Genomic DNA, 17,881 nt, shown 5'->3' on the forward strand with positions numbered 1-17,881 from the left:
GATCGCCTGGGCCGCGCGCAACTTGTCGTAGGCGCTGTCGCCCGGCGGGGTCAGCAGGTCGCCGCGCTGTTCGGCCGCGGCGGCTTCGCTCAACAGGCGGCGCAGCGACTGGCGCTGCGCCGCCGGCGCCTGCTGATCGAAACGCTTGCGCGATTCGCGGGCGCGGTCGAGATGCTGCTGGGCCAGCGCGATCGCCGGCACCTCGATCGCCGCGCTCTCGGCGATGCCCCGCGCGCGCGCCAGCACGGTCTCGGCCTCGGTCACGTGAAAATCCGCGGCGAGGCGCTCGCTGCGCGCGGCATACGCATTGGCGACCGCGGCCAGCCCGCGCCGCGCCGCATCGTCGTCGGCATGCACCGCGAGCAGGTCGCCGTACCCGGCCAGGGCCTCGTCGAAACGCTGCCGGCGCAGGGCCAGGTCGCTGTCGCGGCGGCGCCGTTCGACATGGCGTTCCAGCAAGGTCAACGCATCCGGCAGATCGGCGTGGCCGGGGTCGGCGGCCTGCACCCGCTGGATGCCGCGCGCGCCGCGCGCGAGGTCGCCGTCGGCCAAGGCCTGGCGCGCCGCCTGCAGCAGATCGGCGAGGGTGTCGTCGCGGCCTTCGAGCGCGTCGTTGCGTTGCGGTTGCAGCGCGAGCACCCGCAGATACAGCGGCAGGGCCGCGTCGGGCGCGCCGTCGAGCCGGCCCTGCGCGCGTGCGGCGGCGGCTTCGGCGACCAGCCGGTCGAGCCCGGCGTGGGCGGCCTCGCGTTCGCGCAGCCGGCGCGCCATGGCCTCGACCTGGTCGCGCGGCGTCGCCAGTTGGCGCGCCAGATCGAGCCGTTGCCGGGCGAAATCGAAATGCCCGCCGTCGATCGCCTGGCGGGCCTGATCGAGCGCGACCCGGCCGACCTTGACCAGGCCTTCGCGGGTGTCGCTGCGGTCGGGGTCGAGCGCCAGCGCGGCCTCGAACAACTCGCGCGCGCCGTGGCCGTCGGCCGAACTCAGTCGGCCTTCGGCCAGGGCCCGGTTCGCTTCTTCGCGCAGACTTTGCGCGCGGGTGTCCGGCCACAACCAGTCCGACAAGGCCTGCCGGCTCAGGATCAACGTCAGCAGCAAAGCCGCGCCGATCAGGATCGCGGCGCGCAGCCCCCAGCGCCGTGCGCGCAGCGCGTGGTCGCGATCGCGCGGCGGCGCCCGATCGAAGCGCAAGGCGCTGTAGTCCCCCGCCACCGGTTCGATGCGCAGGGCGGTGGTGTCGGACGGAGACGGCGGGTCGTGCTTCACCGCGTCAGGATAGCGCCGCTGCATGACTGCCGCGTCTTCTTCGTGTGTGCCAGTGGCCTCCGGGATCGCACCTGCCTTCGGGATAGGAGCGGCGCAAGCCGCGACCGCGGCAGAGAGCTACGACGCTATCCTCGGGGTGTGCGGATCCCTAGGATGTTCGGCGGGTTTCGCGCGCGGGATCGGTTCACGATGGCCCGCCGATTCGCGGTCGCGGCTTGCGCCGCTCCTACCCGAGGCGGAGGCTTACCGCTGGAACGACTCAATGCCGCTGCGCATACTCCACGCCCGGCAGCGAGGACAGCTTGCCGAGCAGGGTCGAGAGTTGGCCGTAGTCGGCGACCCGCAGGCGCAGGCGCAAACGCACCTGCGCGCTGCTGCGCTCGACGTCGCTGCGGATGCTGATCACGTGGGCGTTGGCCTGGGCGATGACGTTGGTGACTTCCTTGAGCAGCCATTTGCGGTCGAGCGCCAGCACCTCGATGTCGACCTCGTAACCGCTGCCCTTGCGCCCCCATTCGACCGGCAGCACGCGCTGCGGCTGGGCCGCGGCGAGCCGGACGAAGGCGCTGCAGTCCGGGCGGTGCACGCTGACGCCGCGGCCGCGGGTCAGGTAGCCGGCGATCGGCTCGCCCGGCAGCGGCTGGCAGCAGCGCGAGATCTGCACCAGCAGGTTGCCGACGCCCTCGACGGTGAAGTCGGTGGACTTGCCCGGGGTCTTGCGCGGCGCCGGCGGGATGGTGGTGGTCGAGGTCGGCGCGGTCGACGGCGGCGCCGCCAACGCGCGCTCGTGCTCGAGCAGGACGCGGCCGATCTGGTGCGGGCCGATGTCGCCCAGCGCGACCTGCACGTACAGGTCCTCGTCGTTGGCCAGGTTGAAGCGCGCCCGCGCCGGCGCCAGGTCGGCGCCGAGCACGCCGAGCCGGCGCAGTTCCTTGTCGAGCAGTTCGCGCCCGGCCTGTTCGTTGCGCGAACGGTCGAGCTTGTGGAACCAGTTGCGGACCTTTTCCCGCGAACGGTTGCTGGCCAGGAAGCCGTTGGCCGCCACCAGCCAATCGCGGCGCGGCTCGCCGGTCTTGGCGGTGAGGATCTCGACCCGGTCGCCGCTGCGCAGCTTGTGGTCGAGCGGGACGATGCGGCCGTCGACCTTGGCGCCGCGGCAGCGGTGCCCGACCTCGGTGTGCACGTGGTAGGCGAAATCCAGCGGGGTGGCACCGGTCGGCAGGTCGATCACCTCGCCCTTGGGGGTCAGCACGTACACCCGGTCCTCGACCAGTTCGGTGTCCAGCTCGCTCGCCAGCGCCGCATCGGCGCCGTCGCTGCCGCCTTCGCTCTTGCTGTCGAGCAGGCGCCGCATCCAGGCGATCTTGCGGTCGAACGCGGCGTCGGCGCTGTGGCTGCCGACTTCCTTGTATTTCCAGTGCGCGGCCACGCCGAGTTCGGCCTGACGGTGCATTTCCTCGGTGCGGATCTGCACTTCCAGGGTCTTGCCCTCGGGCCCGACCACGGCGGTATGCAGCGAACGGTAGTCGTTGCGCTTGGGCCGGGCGATGTAGTCGTCGAACTCGCTCGGGATCGGCGTCCACTGCGCGTGCACCACGCCGAGCGCGGCGTAGCACGAGGCCAGGTCCTCGACCATCACCCGCACCGCGCGCAGGTCGTAGAGCTCGCCGATCGGCACGTCCTTGCGCTGCATCTTCTTCCAGATGCTGTAGATGTGCTTGGGCCGGCCGGCGACCTCGGCCTTGAGCCCCTGTGCCGCCATCGCCTCGCGCAGGGTGCGCTTGACCTGTTCGATGTAGCGCTCGCGATCGCCGCGCTTCTCGTCGAGCAGGCGCGCGATCTTCTGGTAGGTCTGCGGCTCCAGGTAACGGAAGGCCAGGTCTTCCAGCTCCCACTTGAGCTGCCAGATGCCGAGCCGGTTGGCCAGCGGCGCATGAATATCGCGGGTCAGCGCGGCCAGTTCGCGGCGGGTGTCCGGCGGCAGGCGTTCGGCATGGCGCATGCGCGCCAGTTGCCGCGCCAGCAGGATCGGCACCACCCGCAGGTCGCGCACGATCGCCAGCAACAGCCGGCGCAGGCCCTCGGTGCCCGAGCGCCGGCCTTGTTCGGCATGCAGCGCCCAGACCTGTCCGGCGGCGCGCTGGCCGTCGAGCAGGGCCGCCAACAGCGGGTGTTCGCGTTCGAAGCCCGGCCCCAAGGCTTTCGCCCAACCCGGGTAGGCATGCAGGATCGCCGCCGCGACCGTGTCGCTGTCGGCGTCGAGCAGGGCCAGCGCGTCCAGAGTGGCGGCGATGACGGCGGGCGAATCGAGCGCGCCCTCGCCGGCCTGCGGCTGCTGCGCGGCCGCCTCCAGCGCCTTGCGCAGGGGCCCGGCGATGATCGCCGCCGCGGGCGAGGCCAGCACGTCGGCGGGGGAATGGCGGGACTCGGCGGGAGACGCGTTCACAACGGGGGAGAAGAGGTTCGAAGCGCAGGGGACGAGCGACTACACTAGCGAGCAACCGCCCCGAGGAACAGCACGATGTCCGCGATTCACCCTTCCGCACTGCGTCCCTTGCTGATCGCCGCTGGTGTCGCGATCGCCCTGGCGCTGAGCGCGCCGGCCGCCCTCGCCCAGTCCAGGATCGAGCAACAGATGAGCGCCGAGCAGTTCAAGGCCGCCGGCCTCGACCAGCTCAGCCCGGAGCAACTCGCCAATCTGAACGCCTGGCTCAACCGCACCCTCGACGCCGAGACCAGCAAGGCCGTGGTCAAGGCCAAGGAAGAAACCCGCGAATTGGTCAAGCACGAGAACCGCGGTTTCCTCGGCTCGGGCTCGCGCGAAGCGGTGGTCGCCCGCCTCAACGGCAAGTTCGACGGCTACGGCCAGGGCCGGGTCTACGTGCTCGACAACGGCCAGGAATGGCGCCAGGTCGACGGCGTCGACCTGCCCGGCGTACACCTGGATTCGCCGCAGGTGCGGATCAGCCCCAGCGTGATCGGCGGCGCCTGGTTCCTCGCGGTCGACGGCTACAACACCCGCGCCAAGGTCACCCGCGTCAAGTAATCCATGCCGCCGCTGCGCGGACGCCCTGCGGCGTCGGCGCAGCGGCGTTCTCCTTCGCCGTTTCGCCGCTGTCCCGTCCGGAGTCCGACATGCGTGTGCTGTCCTCGTTGACCGTTGCCGTCCTGCTCGCGTTCGCGCCCGCCGCGTTCGCCGCCGAGCGGCCCTATGTCGCGGTCGAACAACGCTTCAATGCCGAACAGATGAAGGCCACCGGGCTCGACACCCTGTCGCCTCAGCAACTGGCCCTGCTCAACGAATTGCTGTCGCAGGACCAGACCGCGGCCGTCGCCGAGGCCACCAAGGCGGTGCGTTCGCAACGCAAGGGCCTGCTCGACCGCGGCGACGTCGAACCGGTGCACAGCGCGCTCAAGGGCGAGTTCCGCGGCTGGTCCAGCGGCACCGTGTTCGAGCTCGAAAACGGCCAGCGCTGGCAGGTGACCGAAGGCTCGCTGTTCATCGGCAAGCCGGTGGCGCCGCCGAAGGTCACCATCAAGCCCGGGCTGATGGGCGGCTGGTTCCTCGAAGCCGAAGGCCAGATCCCGAAGGCCAAGGTCCGCCGCCTCGACTGAGTCGGCGCGCCCGCAGGCGTGGGCCGGCTCAGAGCTTCAACCGCTCAAGGCTGCGACCGCTCGGGGCTCAAGCGCTCAGCGCTTCAACCGCGCAACGACGCCAGTCGTTGCGCGAGCTTCTTCGGCGAGACCCCGCCGCGCACCCCCAGCTCCTGGGCGAACAGCGACACCCGCAGTTCCTCGATCTCCCAGCGCAGCGCCTGCCAGCCGGCAGCGTCGGCCAGGCCGGCCGCGTTGGCGGCGTCGAAGGCTTCGACGAAGGGCTTGAGTTCGAGCATCCGCGCCTGGTCGCGCACCGGGTCGCGCAAGGCGCGCTCGCTGCGCACCGCCAGCGCCTTCAGATAACGCGGGTACTCCGCCAACGCCGAGGTGGCGACGTTGCGCAGGAAGCCCGGCGGGGTCAGCCGCGCGAGCTGCGCGCGCATGTCGTCGAGGTTGCCGCTGGCCCAGCCCATCAGCGACGACTCCAGGCGCGAGCGCACATCGGCGACCGCGCCGAGAATCGCCTCGGCCTGGGCCAGGCGTTCGGTCGCCTCCGGAAACAGCCTGCGCGCGACCGCGTCGCGGCGGGCCTCGAAGGCCCCCGCATCGCGTACCGCGATCAGCTCGGCGTCGGCGCCGAGCAGGGATTGCAGAGCGCCGTCGACCAAGTCCTCGCGCAACCGGTCGCTGTCGCGCAGGCCGTTCTGGCGCGGCGCGGCCGATTCGATCGCCGCATACAACAGACCGGTCTTGGCCTGCACCGGCAATTGTTTGCGCGCTTGCTTGAGCTTGTCGGCCATAGCCAAGGCCAGCAGACGCCGTACCCCGCCCGGATGCGCGCGCAGCGCCGCCTCGCGCTCGGCATGCACACGCAAGGAGACGGTGTCGCCGTCGTCGTGCAAGGCCGGGAATGCCGGCACCCCGGCCGCGCCCGGCACCGACATCGGGATCGGCTGTTCGGGGAATGCGGTCAGCCCGCGCTGGCCGAGGCCGTCGGCGGCGCGCGCGGCGAACGCCCGCGCGGCGCGTTCGCCGAAGCGCGCGCGCAGCTCGTCGAGGTCGCGCGATTCGGCCAGCACCACCGCGGCCCTGCCGCCTTTGCCCGTCTCCTTGCCGGCGCGCGGGTCGGGAACCTCGAGCAGGCGCAGGTTCATGCGCAGATGCGGTTCGATCGAGGCCGGGTCGAAATCCGTCGTCGCCACTTCGACCCCGGTCAGCTTGCGCAGGAAACGCGCGAGCGTGCCGACCAAGTCGTCGGCCTCGGGCTTGGCGTGCGCCTCATGGAAGGCCTTGGCGAAATCCGGCGCCGGCACGAAGTTGCGGCGCAGGATCTTCGGCAGGCTCTTGATCAGCGCCGCCGCCTTGTCGGCGACGAAGCCCGGCGCCAGCCACGACAGCTGGGCCGGGTCGAGCGCGTTGAGCAGGTGCAGCGGCACCGCCAGGGTCATGCCGTCGTCGGGCGCGCCCGGCTCGAAGCGGTAGCTCACCGCCAGCCGCGCGTTGCCGAGCTGCAGATACGCAGGGAACCGCGCGGCCTCGCTTTCGCCGCCGACCATCAGGTCGGCGTTCGACCACTCCAGCCTGGCCTTTTCCTGGGCCGGCAACTTGGCGTACCAGGCGTCCAGCGCCTGCACGTTGTGGACCTGCGGCGGCAGGCGGTCGAGGTACCACTGCGCCATCCATTCCTCGTCGACCACGAGGCCGGCACGGCGTTGCTTGGCCTCTTCGTCGCGGGCCTTGCCCAGGGTGGCGAGGTTGCGCGCCAGGAACGCCGAGCGGGTGTTGATCTCGCCGGTCACCAGAGCGTCGCGGGCGAAGATCGCGCGGCTTTCCTCCGGGTACAGCGCGCCGTAGTGGATCGGACGCTTCGGCGCGAGCACCAGGCCGAACAGGCTGATCTGCTCGCTGCCGACCACCCGCCCCTGCGAGCGCGCCCAGCGCGGGTCGTGGTGGCGGCGCGCGAGCAGGTGCGGCAGTTCCTGGATCGCCCAGTCGGGCTCGATGGTCGCGTTGGTCATCGACCACACCCGCTCGGTATCGAGCAGGGTCGCCGACAACACCCACGGCGGCGGCTTCTTGGCCAGCGGCGAGCCGGGAAACAGCTGGAACTTGCGCCCGCGCGGGCCGTCGTAGAAACCGCGGTCGGCGCGGAACCCGATCTGAGTCGGCAGGCCGGCGATCAGGGCGCGGTGCAGGCTGGCGTATTTTTCGGGACTCGGGTTTCGGGGCTCGGGACTCGAAACCTCTCCCGAGTCCCCGGTCCCCAGTCCCGTCTCCTGGCACACGAGCTTGAGCTGCCGGTGCAGCTCGCGCCACTCGCGCATGCGCAGGAAGCCGAGGAAATGCTTCTCGCACCAGCTGCGCAGCTTGGACTGGGTCAGTTCCTCGTGCGCGTTCTGGTAGGCGTCCCACAGCTTGAGGATGCCGACGAATTCCGAACGCGGGTCGGCGAACTCGGCATGCGCGTTGTCGGCCGCGGCGCGCTGGTCGGCGGGGCGCTCGCGCGGGTCCTGGATGCCGAGGAAAGCGGCGATCGCGATCATCTCGCGCTGGCAGCCGTGGGCGTGGGCCGCGACCAGCATGCGCGCGAGCTTCACGTCGACCGGCAGCCGGGCCATGGTCCGGCCGATGGCGGTAAGCTTGCGGTCCTCGCCGACCGCGCCGAGCTCGGTGAGTTGCTGCCAGCCGTCGGCGATGGCGCGACCGTCCGGCGGCTCCAGGAACGGGAAGTCCTCGATATGCCCCAGGCCCAGCGAGAGCATGCGCAGGATCACCCCGGCCAGCGCGGCGCGGCGGATTTCCGGATCGGTATAGCGCGGCCGCGATTCGAAGTCGGCCTCGCTGTAGAGGCGGAAGCAGGTGCCTTCGCTGATGCGGCCGCAGCGGCCCTTGCGCTGGTCGGCGCTGGCCTGCGAGATCGGCTCGATGTGCAGCCGGTCGAGCTTGCCGCGCGGGCTGTAGCGCTTGACCCGCGCCAGGCCCGGGTCGACCACGTAGCGGATCCGCGGCACCGTCAGCGAGGTCTCGGCGACGTTGGTCGCCAGCACGATGCGGCGCTTCGGCCCGGGGTTGAACACCCGGTCCTGGTCGCGCACCGACAGCCGCGCGTACAGCGGCAGCACTTCGGTCTCGCGGTACTTGCGCCGCTCCAGCGCCTGGTGGGCGTCGCGGATTTCGCGTTCGCCGGACAGGAAGATCAGCACGTCGCCGCGTGGGTCCTCGCGGGTGATTTCGTCGCAGGCGGCGACGATGCCGTCGTTGACGCTTCTTGCGGCGCGCTCGGGGCTCGAAGAGCCGCGCCGGTCCGCTTCTTCGAGTCCCGAGTCCCGAGTCCCGAGCCCCGGATCGTCCAACGGCCGATACCGCACCGTGACCGGATAGCCGCGGCCCTCGACGCTGACCACCGGCGCGCCGTCGAAATGCGCGGCGAAGCGCTCGGTGTCGATCGTCGCCGAGGTCACGATGACCTTCAGGTCGGGCCGCTTTTTCAGCAACTGCTTCAGATAGCCCAGCAGGAAGTCGATGTTGAGGCTGCGTTCGTGGGCCTCGTCGATCAGGATCGTGTCGTAGGCCGACAGCCAGCGGTCCGACTGGATCTCGGCCAGCAGGATGCCGTCGGTCATGAACTTGATCGCGGTGCGCTCGCCGACGTGGTCGTTGAAACGCACCTGGTAGCCGACGGTCTCGCCGAGCGGGGTCTGCAATTCCTCGGCGACGCGGCGGGCGACCGCGCGCGCGGCGATGCGGCGCGGCTGGGTGCAGCCGATCATGCCGGCGCCGCCGCGCCCGGCGGCCAGGCACAGCTTCGGCAACTGGGTGGTCTTGCCCGAACCGGTCTCGCCGGCGATCACCACCACCGGATGCCGGCGGATCAGCTCGACGATGCGCTCGGCTTCGGCCGCGATCGGCAAAGCCGGGTCGACCGGCGCGCGCGGCAACGAGGCCGCGCGCGCTTCGCGCTGCGCCGCCGACGCCGCCAACGCCTGTTCGAACGCAGCGCGCGCGCGCTCGTCGCCGGGCTTGCCGCTCCAGCGCGACCACAGGCCGTGCAGGCGGCCGCGGTCGCGGCTCAAGGCGCCGTCGATCGCGTGCCGCGCCTGCCGTAACGCGGCACTAGCATTCGCATGGCTAGACTGATGGGTATAGCTATTGTTCATCGATAGATCGTTCGTATCGCAGCGCTAGGCACAAACCATTTCACTTCGCGGCCGACAGCGCCTATTGTCGCCGCATTGATCGAAAAACCCCCGATCGAGCCGTCTCGATCGCCCGCATTGGAGAAGGAGTCGCACATGGCCAAGCCCACCAAGCCCGCCAAGACCAGCAAAACGGACAAGACCAAATCGGACAAGGGCTCGCTCGTCCCGGCCGCGTCGCCGTCGGCCGCCGACCGCGCCCCCTCGATCGATATCGGGATCTCGTCGGGCGATCGCAAGAAGATCGCCGAAGGTCTGTCGCGCTTTCTGGCCGACAGCTACACCCTGTACCTGAAGACCCACAACTTCCATTGGAACGTGACGGGCCCGATGTTCAATGCCCTGCACGTGATGTTCGAGACCCAGTACACCGAACAGTGGACCGCGCTGGACGACATCGCCGAGCGCATCCGCGCCCTGGGCTTCAACGCACCGGGTTCCTACGCCGAGTTCGTCAGGCTGTCCTCGATCACCGAAGAGCCGGGCCTGACCGACAGCGCCGACTGGCGCGAGATGGTCCGCCAGCTCGTGGTCGGCAACGAAGCCGTCTGCCGCACCGCGCGCAAGGTACTCGACCAGGCCGACGACGTCGACGACGCGCCGACCGAAGACCTGCTGACCCAGCGCCTGCAGACCCACGAGAAGTATGCGTGGATGCTGCGTTCGCTGCTGCAGTAAACGCTCGAAAGCCGGCCTGCGCGGAACCTCCGCCCAGGCCCGCCGCGCCGCACCGACCCCTGTTCCGCCTGCCGGACAGGGGTTTTTCATTGCCGGCGCCCGCGCTCAAGGCCGGCCGCCGTCCCAGCCCTGCGCGTCGGCCTGCGCCTGCGCCAGCAACCAGTCGCGGAAAGCGCGGATCTTGGCGCTGCCGCGGCGCACCTCGGGATAGGCCAGCCAATAGTCGCGCTCGTCGCGCAGCACCAGCTCGAACGGCTGCACCAGCCGCCCCGAGGCGAGTTCGCCGCGGAAGAACAGCGGCGAGGTGATCGCCACGCCGTGCCCGGCGATCGCGGCGGTCACCTCGTATTGCTCGATGCCCAGCTCGACCCCGGGCCGCGCCGACAGATCCGCATCGCCGACGCCGGCCGCCTCCAGCCAACTGCGCCACCAGCGCTCGCGGCCGATCCGCGGCAACTTCAACAGATCCGCCGGCTCGCGCAGCGCGCCGCTTTCGATCAGGCCCGGGCTGCACAGCGGCGTATACAGGCCGGGCAACAGGAAATGCGCGCTCAGGCCCGGCCATTCGCCGCGGCCGTTGCGAATGCCGACGTCGAACTCGCCCTGGGCCAGGTCGACCAGGGGCACGCCGGTGTCCAGGCGCACCGCGAGTTGCGGATGGGCGAGCTGGAACCCGCCCAGGCGTGGCACCAGCCAGTTGGCGCCGATGGTCGGCAACGAGGTGATCGCCAGTTCCGCCTCGGACCGTGCCTGACTTTGGGCGAAGGCCGAGCGCAGCGCCTGAAAGCTGTCGAGCACCGTCGGCGCCAGCCGTTCGCCGGCCCGGGTCAGCACCACCTTGCGCGGCAGGCGCTGGAACAGCACCAGGCCGAGCCGCTGCTCCAACCGCTTGATCTGGTAGCTGACCGCGGCCTGGGTCATGTCCAGCTCCTCGGCGGCGCGGGTGAAGCTCTGCAGGCGCGCGGCCGCCTCGAAGGCGCGGATCGCGCTGAGCGGCGGCAATGGCGGCATATCCATAATCTGACCTTATGTATCCGGGGCGATTTTCGCATTGTCGGCGGGCACCGCCGGCTCCTAGCCTAGGGCCTGCCTAGTCCGAAGCCCAGTGCGAAATCCGACGCGTCTCTCTGTCCCTTCCATGCCCAACGGCAGCGGCGGCGCCCCCGGTGCAGTCGCGCGGCCCGACTATCTTGCCAAAAGCACGGCTTGGGCAACGATCCGCCCCATCCCCCGGAGCCCCTCATGAAGCGCCGCCTCCCGTTCCTGCTTTCGCTGGCCCTGTCCGGTTTCGGTCCGCTCACCGCCGGCGCCATCCCGCCGGCCGAGCCGGCCGCGGTCGTCGCGGCGGACTTCGACGCGCTCAACCGCAACGACCTGGACGCCTTCATGGCGCTGTACGCACCGCAGGCGCAGATCTTCGGCCTGCCGACCGACCCGCACCGCCTGGTCGGACCGCGCCTGGAGCAGATGTACGGCGCCGAGCGCCTGCGCGCGCATTTCGCCAAGGCCATGGCGCAACCGGACACCCCGCATATCGCGCAGACCCGGAGCGTCGCGCTCGGCGAACTGGTGGTGTCGCGGGTCCATATCACCGACCCCAAGCGCGCCGAGCCGCAGGTGCTGCTGGTGGTCTATCGGGTCCGCGACGGGCTGATCGAAGACCTGTGGCACGTCGGCAAGGAAACCGCCGACAACCGGCCCCAGGCCGCCGGCGCGGTCGCCACCGCGCGGGCCCTGGTCGAGGCCAACAACCGCGCCGACGCCGAAGGCTTCCTGGCCCTGTTCGCCGCCGACGCCCGCCACTTCCGCCGCGCCGAAGACCCGCACCAGCTCGCCGACCTGCCCTCGCGCACGGTCGTCGACGAGGACAGCCGGGCCAAGACCTACCGGGCGCTGTATGCGGACGGCCCCTCGGTGCGGGTCGAGCTGGTCGATGCCTTCGCGGTCGGCGACCTGGTCGTGACCCACGAACGCATCCGCACCCGCGCCACCGCGACCGGCCCAGGCGAGGCATACGAGATGCTGGCGATCCTGCGCGTCCGCGACGGCCGGGTGCTCGACCTGTGGCCGCTGCACAAGCTCGCCCGTCCCGCCGACGAGGCGGTCGTCGCGATCTCGGGGGCGCAGCCGTGAGACCGATGCGGATCGCGCTGGCGGCGCTGGCGGCGCTCTCGGCCGGCGCCGCCGTCGCCGCCATCGTCGCCGCCGACAACGCCCAGGAAGTCGTGGTCCGCCGCTACGTCCAGGCTTGGAACGACGCCGACGCCGAGGCCTTCCTGGCCCAGGCCACCGCCGATGCCGGCGCCTGGCGCCGGGGCGATGACGAACCCCTGCCCGGCCAGCGCCTGATCGCCGACGCCTCGCCGCAGGGACGCTCGCGCTATTACCGCGCCGCCTTCGCCAAGCGCCCGCATCCGCGGGTCGAAATCCTCGGCTTGCAATCGCTGGACGACATGGTGGTGGCGCGCGAACGCGTCACCGGCACCGCCGACGGCAAGACCGTCGACGGGCTGACGGTCTACCAGGTCCGCGACGACAAGATCTGCAACGTCTGGCACATCAAGCGGCGCTCGCGCTGAACCGCGGGCCGGCGCGTGGTCGCGACGGCAGCGTTCGCGGGCGGTCGCGACCGCCTGCGACGCCGCGCCGCTAGACTAGGCGCATGCAGCAGCCCGCACTCGAACTCCTCCACCGCGTTTTCGGCCATACCGCGTTCCGCGGCGAACAAGCCCAAATCGTCCAACACGTAATCGACGGCGGCGACGCCCTGGTGCTGATGCCCACCGGCGGCGGCAAGTCGCTGTGCTACCAGATCCCGTCGCTGCTGCGCGAAGGCTGCGGCCTGGTGATTTCGCCGCTGATCGCGCTGATGCAGGATCAGGTCGAGGCGATGCGCCAGCTAGGCGTGCGCGCGGCCTACCTCAACTCGACCCTCGACGCCGCCGAAGCCGCCGCGGTCGAGCGGCAACTGCTCGACGGCGAACTCGATCTGCTCTACGTCGCTCCCGAGCGCCTGCTCAGCCCGCGCTGCCTGTCGCTGATCGACCGCGCGCGCATTTCGCTGTTCGCGATCGACGAGGCCCACTGCGTCTCGCAATGGGGCCACGACTTCCGCCCCGAATACCGCGAACTGACCATCCTCCACGAGCGCTGGCCGGACATCCCGCGCATCGCCTTGACCGCGACCGCCGACGCGCCGACCCAGCGCGAGATCGCCGAGCGCCTGAACCTGGAAGACGCGCGCCGCTTCGTCAGTTCCTTCGACCGGCCGAACCTGCGCTATCGCGTCGTCCACAAGGACAACGGCACCCGCCAGTTGCTCGACTTCCTCAGTGCCCACCGCGGCGACAGCGGCATCGTCTATGCCTTTTCGCGCAAGCGGGTCGAGTCGGTCGCCGAGCAGCTCGTTGCCGCCGGCATCCGCGCCCTGCCCTATCACGCCGGCATGGAGGCCTCGCTGCGCGCCGCCAATCAACGCCGGTTCCTGCAGGAAGACGGCGTGGTCATGGTCGCGACCATCGCCTTCGGTATGGGCATCGACAAACCCGACGTGCGCTTCGTCGCCCACATCGACCTGCCCAAGTCGATCGAGGGCTATTACCAGGAAACCGGCCGCGCCGGTCGCGACGGCGAGCCGGCCGAAGCCTGGCTGTGCTACGGCCTCGGCGACGTGGTCAACCTGCGCCAGCTGATCCAGCAGGGCGAGGCCGGCGAAGAGCGCAAGCGCTTGGAACTGCGCAAATTGGACTCCCTGTTGGGGTTCTGCGAGTCCACCGAGTGCCGGCGCAAGAGTCTGCTCGGGTGGTTCGGCGAACCGCACCCGGGCGGCTGCGGCAACTGCGACAATTGCCTGGAGCCGCCGCAAAGCTGGGACGGCACCGAAGCCGCGCGCAAGGCCCTATCCTGCGTTTACCGCACCGGCCAGCGCTTCGGCGCCGGCCACGTCATCGACGTATTGCGCGGCGCGCAGACCGAGAAGGTCACCCGTTTCAACCACGAACAACTCAGCACCTTCGGCATCGGCAGCGACCTCGACGCCAAGCAATGGAGCAGCGTGTTCCGCCAGTTGGTGGCCGCGGGCCTGCTCGAAGCCGACATCGAGCGCCACGGCGCTCTGCGCCTGACCGCCGACAGCGGCCCGGTGCTGCGCGGCGAACGCAGTCTGCGCTTCCGCACCGAAACGCCGAAGGCCGCGGGCGGCGCGCGCAAGTCGCGCGGCGGCGCGAGCGCGGCGCCGATGATCGACCTCGATCCCGAATCGCTGGTGCGTTTCAACGCCTTGCGCGAGTGGCGCTCGACCACCGCCCGCGAACAGAACGTCCCGGCTTACGTGATCTTCCACGACAGCACCTTGCGCGCGATCGCCGAGCACGCGCCGGACGACCTCGACGAACTGGCGCGGATCCCCGGCATCGGGGCCAGCAAGCTGGACCGGTATGGCGAGGCGGTGCTGCAGCATTTGTTCGATCAGGGGTGAGGGCTGCGCGAGGCTCTCGCTGGCCACGACCCGTTTCGTCGCGTCCGCGCGACTCATGGCGGCCGCGCAATTGGCGGCTCGCCTGTTTGCAGGAGCGACGCGAGTCGCGACCGCGGGACACGCGGAGTTCGCAACGCCTTCGTTATTGATCGCAGGCGCGGATCGTCGCCAGGGTAGGAGCGGCGCAAGCCGCGACCACGGGACGTGTAGAGGCCGCAACGCCTTCGTGATCGATCGAAGGGATAATTTTTTCGCTGGCAGGAGCGGCGCGAGCCGCGACATCGCTGCGGCGGTCTTGCGGCGCGTCGTTCATTGCACGAGATCAAAGATCAAGATCAAGATCAAGATCAAGTGCAAAGCTTCCGCCGCTAAAGCGGCGGGTTACCTTTCTTTTGTCTAAAGCAACAAAAGAAAGGTAACCAAAGAAAAATGCTTTTTCTTGAATCACAGGCCCGCACGAGCGATGCCGACGCAGGGATTTTTCATACGGGACATCCCTGTCCCGATGAAAAACGGCCTGCATCCATGCAGGCCGCCCTCTGGGTCTTCCAGGGCCTTCGTGAGTGCGCGGCGACGCACAGCGAAAGCGAAAGCGAAAGCTGCAATGTGGAAGGGAAGTGCGGCGCCGCCATCCCTGTAGGAGCGGCGTGAGCCGCGACCGCGAATCTGCGGTTTCCGGCGCGGGCGATCGCGGTTGCGCGGTCGCGGCTTGCGCCGCCCACTCAAGAGCAATGCGTCGTGTACCGCTGCCGCTGCCGCTGCCGCTGCCGCTGCCGCTGCCGTGATTTTGATCTGCTTTACGCTTTGCCGGTCAAAAGCTGACCCGGAGGGCGGCCCGCAAGGATGCGGGCCGTGCGTAAGCAGGCCATGGATGGCCTGTCTGGAGCATCCCTGCGTCGGCTTCGATCGTGCGGACTTGTGCCCTTGCAGGAAGAAGCACTTTTCTTTGGTGACTTTCTTTTGTTGCTTTGGACAAAAGAAAGTTACCCGCACTCTTTAGGGGGCGGAAGCTTTGCTATTGATGTGGCTTCACCGCCTCACGGCCGGTGACGCCGCGACGGGAGACGGCGCGGTCGCGGCTTGCCTCGCTCCTACCCTGGCGATAGCACGCCGCTTCGGCGAGTGACGAAAGTCTCGCCACTTCTGCGCGTCCCTTGGTCGCGACTCACGTCGCTCCTACAGGGGCGACCAGGAGTGCCGCGAGGTTCAGGCGACGCGATCGCGGCTCACGCCGCCACACACCCGCTACTGCAACTGATACGAAAAACTCAGATTCCAGCGCGCCTTGCGGTCGTCGGCCTCCAGCGGCAGGTCGGCAGTCGGGCGGGCGTAGGCGAAGTCGACGTTGTAGTGATGGTTGTCGGACAAACGAACGCCGAGCCCGACCGTGCCGAGTTTATCGATCGGCGCGCGGCCTTTAGTCATCGAGACTTGGGCGTGTTGCACGACCAGGTAGGGCGACACCGACTTCAGCCAGCGCGATTGCGGGCGGAAGTTGCGGCTGAGTTCCAGCGACAACCCCCAGCCCTTGTCGGCCGACACTTCGCCGGGATCGTAGGCCAGGGCGAAGCGCGAGGCGCCGAAGCTGATCTGCTCGGACGAGGGCAGGCGGTTGCGGCTGTACTGGGCGGTGCCGCGCAGGATCGCGAGGTAGCGCTGCTCGGCCCAGCTCCGGCTCTGCGCGTAACCCAGGTTGTAGCGCCGGAACGAGACGTCGTTCGGCGAGGCGAACTCGACGCCGGCGACGTTGGTCGCCGTGCTCGCCGAAGCGCCCCAGGCATCGAGGCCGCGCGCGATCGACAGGCTGATCTGGCGCGCGCTGTTCTTCTTGGCCTTGGTGTAATCCAGGCTCGCCTGCAGGACCCGCGTCTTGGAGCGTTGTTCCAGGGTCGCGCCGGTCGCGGTGTTGCGGTAGGCGTCGATCTGGTCGGCGCCGTAGACGCCGGCGCCGATGAAGATCGAGCGCTCGTTGCGCAGCAGCCAGGGGTAGCGCGCGCTGAAGGCGATGCGATCCTGCTCGACGCGGTGGTCGAGGAACTCCGGCAGCGGCGTGCGGCTGGCCGGTTCGCCGCGGTAGCGCGAACCGTCGGCGCGACCGATCCAGCCGTCGCTGCCGAACAATTGCGAATAGCCCGCGCCGTAGAAACGCTCGTCGCCGCGGCCGTCGGGATACAGGGTCGACAAGGTCCATTGCTCGGCCAGCGGCGTCAGCGCATTGAGCTGCAGGTTCATCAGCCCCTGGGTGCCGGGATGATTGAACTCCAGCGCCCAGGTCGCGTCGTAGCGCTTGGCGCCCACGTTGAGCTCCAGCACGGTCGCACCGTCGGTGGTGGTCGGCGCGGGCACGTTGATCGCCATCTTCGCCCCGGGCAGGAAGCCCAGGATCTGCGAATAACGCTCGAACGTGGCCTGGCGCAACGGCCGGTCATCGAGAATGTGCTGGGCGATCGCGCGGATCTTGCGCTCGAGCTTGCCCGGCTTGCCGCCCAGGCGCAGCTCGGCGACATAGCCTTCGACCGCGACCACCCGGACCACGCCGTTGGCGAAGTCCTGGTTGGGCAGGTAGCAGAACGACAGCGCGTAGCCGTGATCGCGATACAGCTTGCTGCAGGCTTCGGCCGCCTGCAGGAGCTCGGCGACGGTGATGTTCTTGCCGGCGAGCGGACTGAACACCCCGGCGACCTGTTCGAATGCAATCGCCTTGACCCCGGACACGTCGAATTTGCTCGGCGTGATCGGCACGGCGAGCAAGGCGGCCATGGCGGGATTCTGTTGCGGCGCGACCGTGGTGCTGACCTTGGGGTCGGTCTTCGGCAACGGCGCCTGCGGCAGGGTCTGCAGTGGGTTGCCGGTCGGCAGGCGATCCTGGGAATGCGCCGGCACGGTCGAATTCAACAGCGCGGCGACCGTCAGCGCGAGTAGGTAGCGTCTTCCCGAAAGGCCTGTTCGCATGCACGCGCCCCCTGCGTTTAGCGTGGTCCATCCAGCGGAATGGTTCGGACTGGGAAACTCCGCATCGGAATGGCGCGTCCACCGTCCGGCGGAACGCGCCTCCCCAAGACTCGTGCACTCACCATACGCCGTTGTCGTGCGACGGGAACGGGGCCAAGCCCGTTCCCGCGCGTTGCATCACAAACTTGCGTTCAAGGCTTCTTCTTGAGCAGACCGGTACCGAGCAGTCCACCTTGAGTGGTGGTGCCGCCCAGCGCGCCGCCGAGCAGGCCGGTCGTGGTGCCCGTGCCATTGAGCCCGGTCGCCCCGGCCACGCCGTTGACGACCGTGCTCAGCCCCTGGGTAACCGGCTGCAAAGGACCATTGACCGCAGCGGTCGCGGCCGTGCCGACCGTGGCCACGCCGCCACCGACGCTGGTCACCGCGCCACCGACCAGGCCGGCGACCGGAGCCAAGGGCGTGGTCGCGCCGGTGCTGGTCAAGGCCGAGCCGACGCCGCCGACCGTGCCGCCAAGACCGGCGACGCCGCTGGTCACGCCAGCCGCGGTCACGCCGACCGGATTGGCGATGCTGCCGGCATTGCCCATGCCTGCGGTGATGCCGGCGCCGACCGTGCCGAGATTGCCGCTGACGCCCTGGACCGCGCCGCCGAGCACGCCGGCTGCGCCGCCCGGAACCGGCGCGCCGCTGAGCTGCGCACCGAGCGTGCCGCCCG

General features: G+C 69.8%; 14 protein-coding genes. 7 read left to right on the plus strand and 7 right to left on the minus strand.

Features of this window, described 5'->3' with window-relative positions:
- Nucleotides 1–1,290: hypothetical protein (locus tag ACSAMQ_RS16170; protein ID WP_435396638.1), on the minus strand; the 1,290-nt coding region annotated here is incomplete at its 3' end.
- A gap of 235 nt (nt 1,291–1,525) precedes the next feature.
- Nucleotides 1,526–3,712 (minus strand): RelA/SpoT family protein, encoded by a 2,187-nt coding sequence (locus tag ACSAMQ_RS16175; protein ID WP_435396639.1) that lies wholly within the window; start codon nt 3,710–3,712, stop codon nt 1,526–1,528.
- 75 nt (nt 3,713–3,787) lie between these two features.
- Here ACSAMQ_RS16175 and ACSAMQ_RS16180 point away from each other — a divergent pair, with 75 nt between their 5' ends.
- Both ACSAMQ_RS16180 and ACSAMQ_RS16185 read left to right on the plus strand, forming a co-directional pair.
- Complete coding sequence (locus ACSAMQ_RS16180; protein WP_435396640.1) at nt 3,788–4,312, plus strand: hypothetical protein; 525 nt, start codon at nt 3,788–3,790, stop codon at nt 4,310–4,312.
- An 89-nt stretch (nt 4,313–4,401) separates the two neighbouring features.
- On the plus strand, nt 4,402–4,881 hold the full coding sequence (locus ACSAMQ_RS16185; protein WP_435396641.1) for a hypothetical protein: 480 nt from the start codon (nt 4,402–4,404) through the stop codon (nt 4,879–4,881).
- Between the two features lie 83 nt (nt 4,882–4,964).
- Here the strand turns inward: ACSAMQ_RS16185 and hrpA are convergent, their stop codons facing one another.
- Nucleotides 4,965–9,020 carry an ATP-dependent RNA helicase HrpA gene (hrpA, locus tag ACSAMQ_RS16190; protein WP_435396642.1) on the minus strand — a complete coding sequence of 1,352 codons (4,056 nt, stop codon included), beginning with the start codon at nt 9,018–9,020 and terminating at the stop codon, nt 4,965–4,967.
- A 135-nt stretch (nt 9,021–9,155) separates the two neighbouring features.
- Between hrpA and ACSAMQ_RS16195 the strand changes: the two genes are divergently transcribed.
- Nucleotides 9,156–9,737 (plus strand): Dps family protein, encoded by a 582-nt coding sequence (locus tag ACSAMQ_RS16195; RefSeq protein ID WP_435396643.1) that lies wholly within the window; start codon nt 9,156–9,158, stop codon nt 9,735–9,737.
- 105 nt (nt 9,738–9,842) lie between these two features.
- Here ACSAMQ_RS16195 and ACSAMQ_RS16200 read toward each other — a convergent pair whose 3' ends face one another.
- On the minus strand, nt 9,843–10,754 hold the full coding sequence (locus tag ACSAMQ_RS16200) for a LysR substrate-binding domain-containing protein (protein WP_435396644.1): 912 nt from the start codon (nt 10,752–10,754) through the stop codon (nt 9,843–9,845).
- A gap of 225 nt (nt 10,755–10,979) precedes the next feature.
- Here ACSAMQ_RS16200 and ACSAMQ_RS16205 point away from each other — a divergent pair, with 225 nt between their 5' ends.
- From ACSAMQ_RS16205 to recQ, 3 genes are all read left to right on the plus strand, one after another.
- Nucleotides 10,980–11,870 (plus strand): nuclear transport factor 2 family protein, encoded by an 891-nt coding sequence (locus ACSAMQ_RS16205; protein WP_435396645.1) that lies wholly within the window; start codon nt 10,980–10,982, stop codon nt 11,868–11,870.
- Nucleotides 11,871–11,875: 5 nt separating this feature from the next.
- A complete protein-coding gene (locus ACSAMQ_RS16210; RefSeq protein ID WP_435396646.1) occupies nt 11,876–12,316 on the plus strand; it encodes a nuclear transport factor 2 family protein in 441 nt (146 codons plus the stop codon).
- An 83-nt stretch (nt 12,317–12,399) separates the two neighbouring features.
- A complete protein-coding gene (recQ, locus tag ACSAMQ_RS16215; RefSeq protein ID WP_435396647.1) occupies nt 12,400–14,214 on the plus strand; it encodes a DNA helicase RecQ in 1,815 nt (604 codons plus the stop codon).
- 322 nt (nt 14,215–14,536) lie between these two features.
- Here recQ and ACSAMQ_RS16220 read toward each other — a convergent pair whose 3' ends face one another.
- On the minus strand, nt 14,537–14,737 hold the full coding sequence (locus ACSAMQ_RS16220) for a hypothetical protein (protein WP_435396648.1): 201 nt from the start codon (nt 14,735–14,737) through the stop codon (nt 14,537–14,539).
- Nucleotides 14,738–15,066: 329 nt separating this feature from the next.
- Between ACSAMQ_RS16220 and ACSAMQ_RS16225 the strand changes: the two genes are divergently transcribed.
- Nucleotides 15,067–15,264 carry a hypothetical protein gene (locus ACSAMQ_RS16225; RefSeq protein WP_435396649.1) on the plus strand — a complete coding sequence of 66 codons (198 nt, stop codon included), beginning with the start codon at nt 15,067–15,069 and terminating at the stop codon, nt 15,262–15,264.
- A gap of 195 nt (nt 15,265–15,459) precedes the next feature.
- Here ACSAMQ_RS16225 and ACSAMQ_RS16230 read toward each other — a convergent pair whose 3' ends face one another.
- Both ACSAMQ_RS16230 and ACSAMQ_RS16235 read right to left on the minus strand, forming a co-directional pair.
- Nucleotides 15,460–17,166, minus strand: coding sequence for a ShlB/FhaC/HecB family hemolysin secretion/activation protein (locus tag ACSAMQ_RS16230; protein WP_435396650.1), 1,707 nt, complete (start codon nt 17,164–17,166; stop codon nt 15,460–15,462).
- Between the two features lie 191 nt (nt 17,167–17,357).
- Nucleotides 17,358–17,881 (minus strand): collagen-like triple helix repeat-containing protein (locus tag ACSAMQ_RS16235; RefSeq protein WP_435396651.1); only part of this gene is annotated, 524 nt, incomplete at its 5' end.

Source organism: Lysobacter sp. 1R34A, assembly GCF_051217035.1.
Taxonomy (GTDB): domain Bacteria; phylum Pseudomonadota; class Gammaproteobacteria; order Xanthomonadales; family Xanthomonadaceae; genus Lysobacter.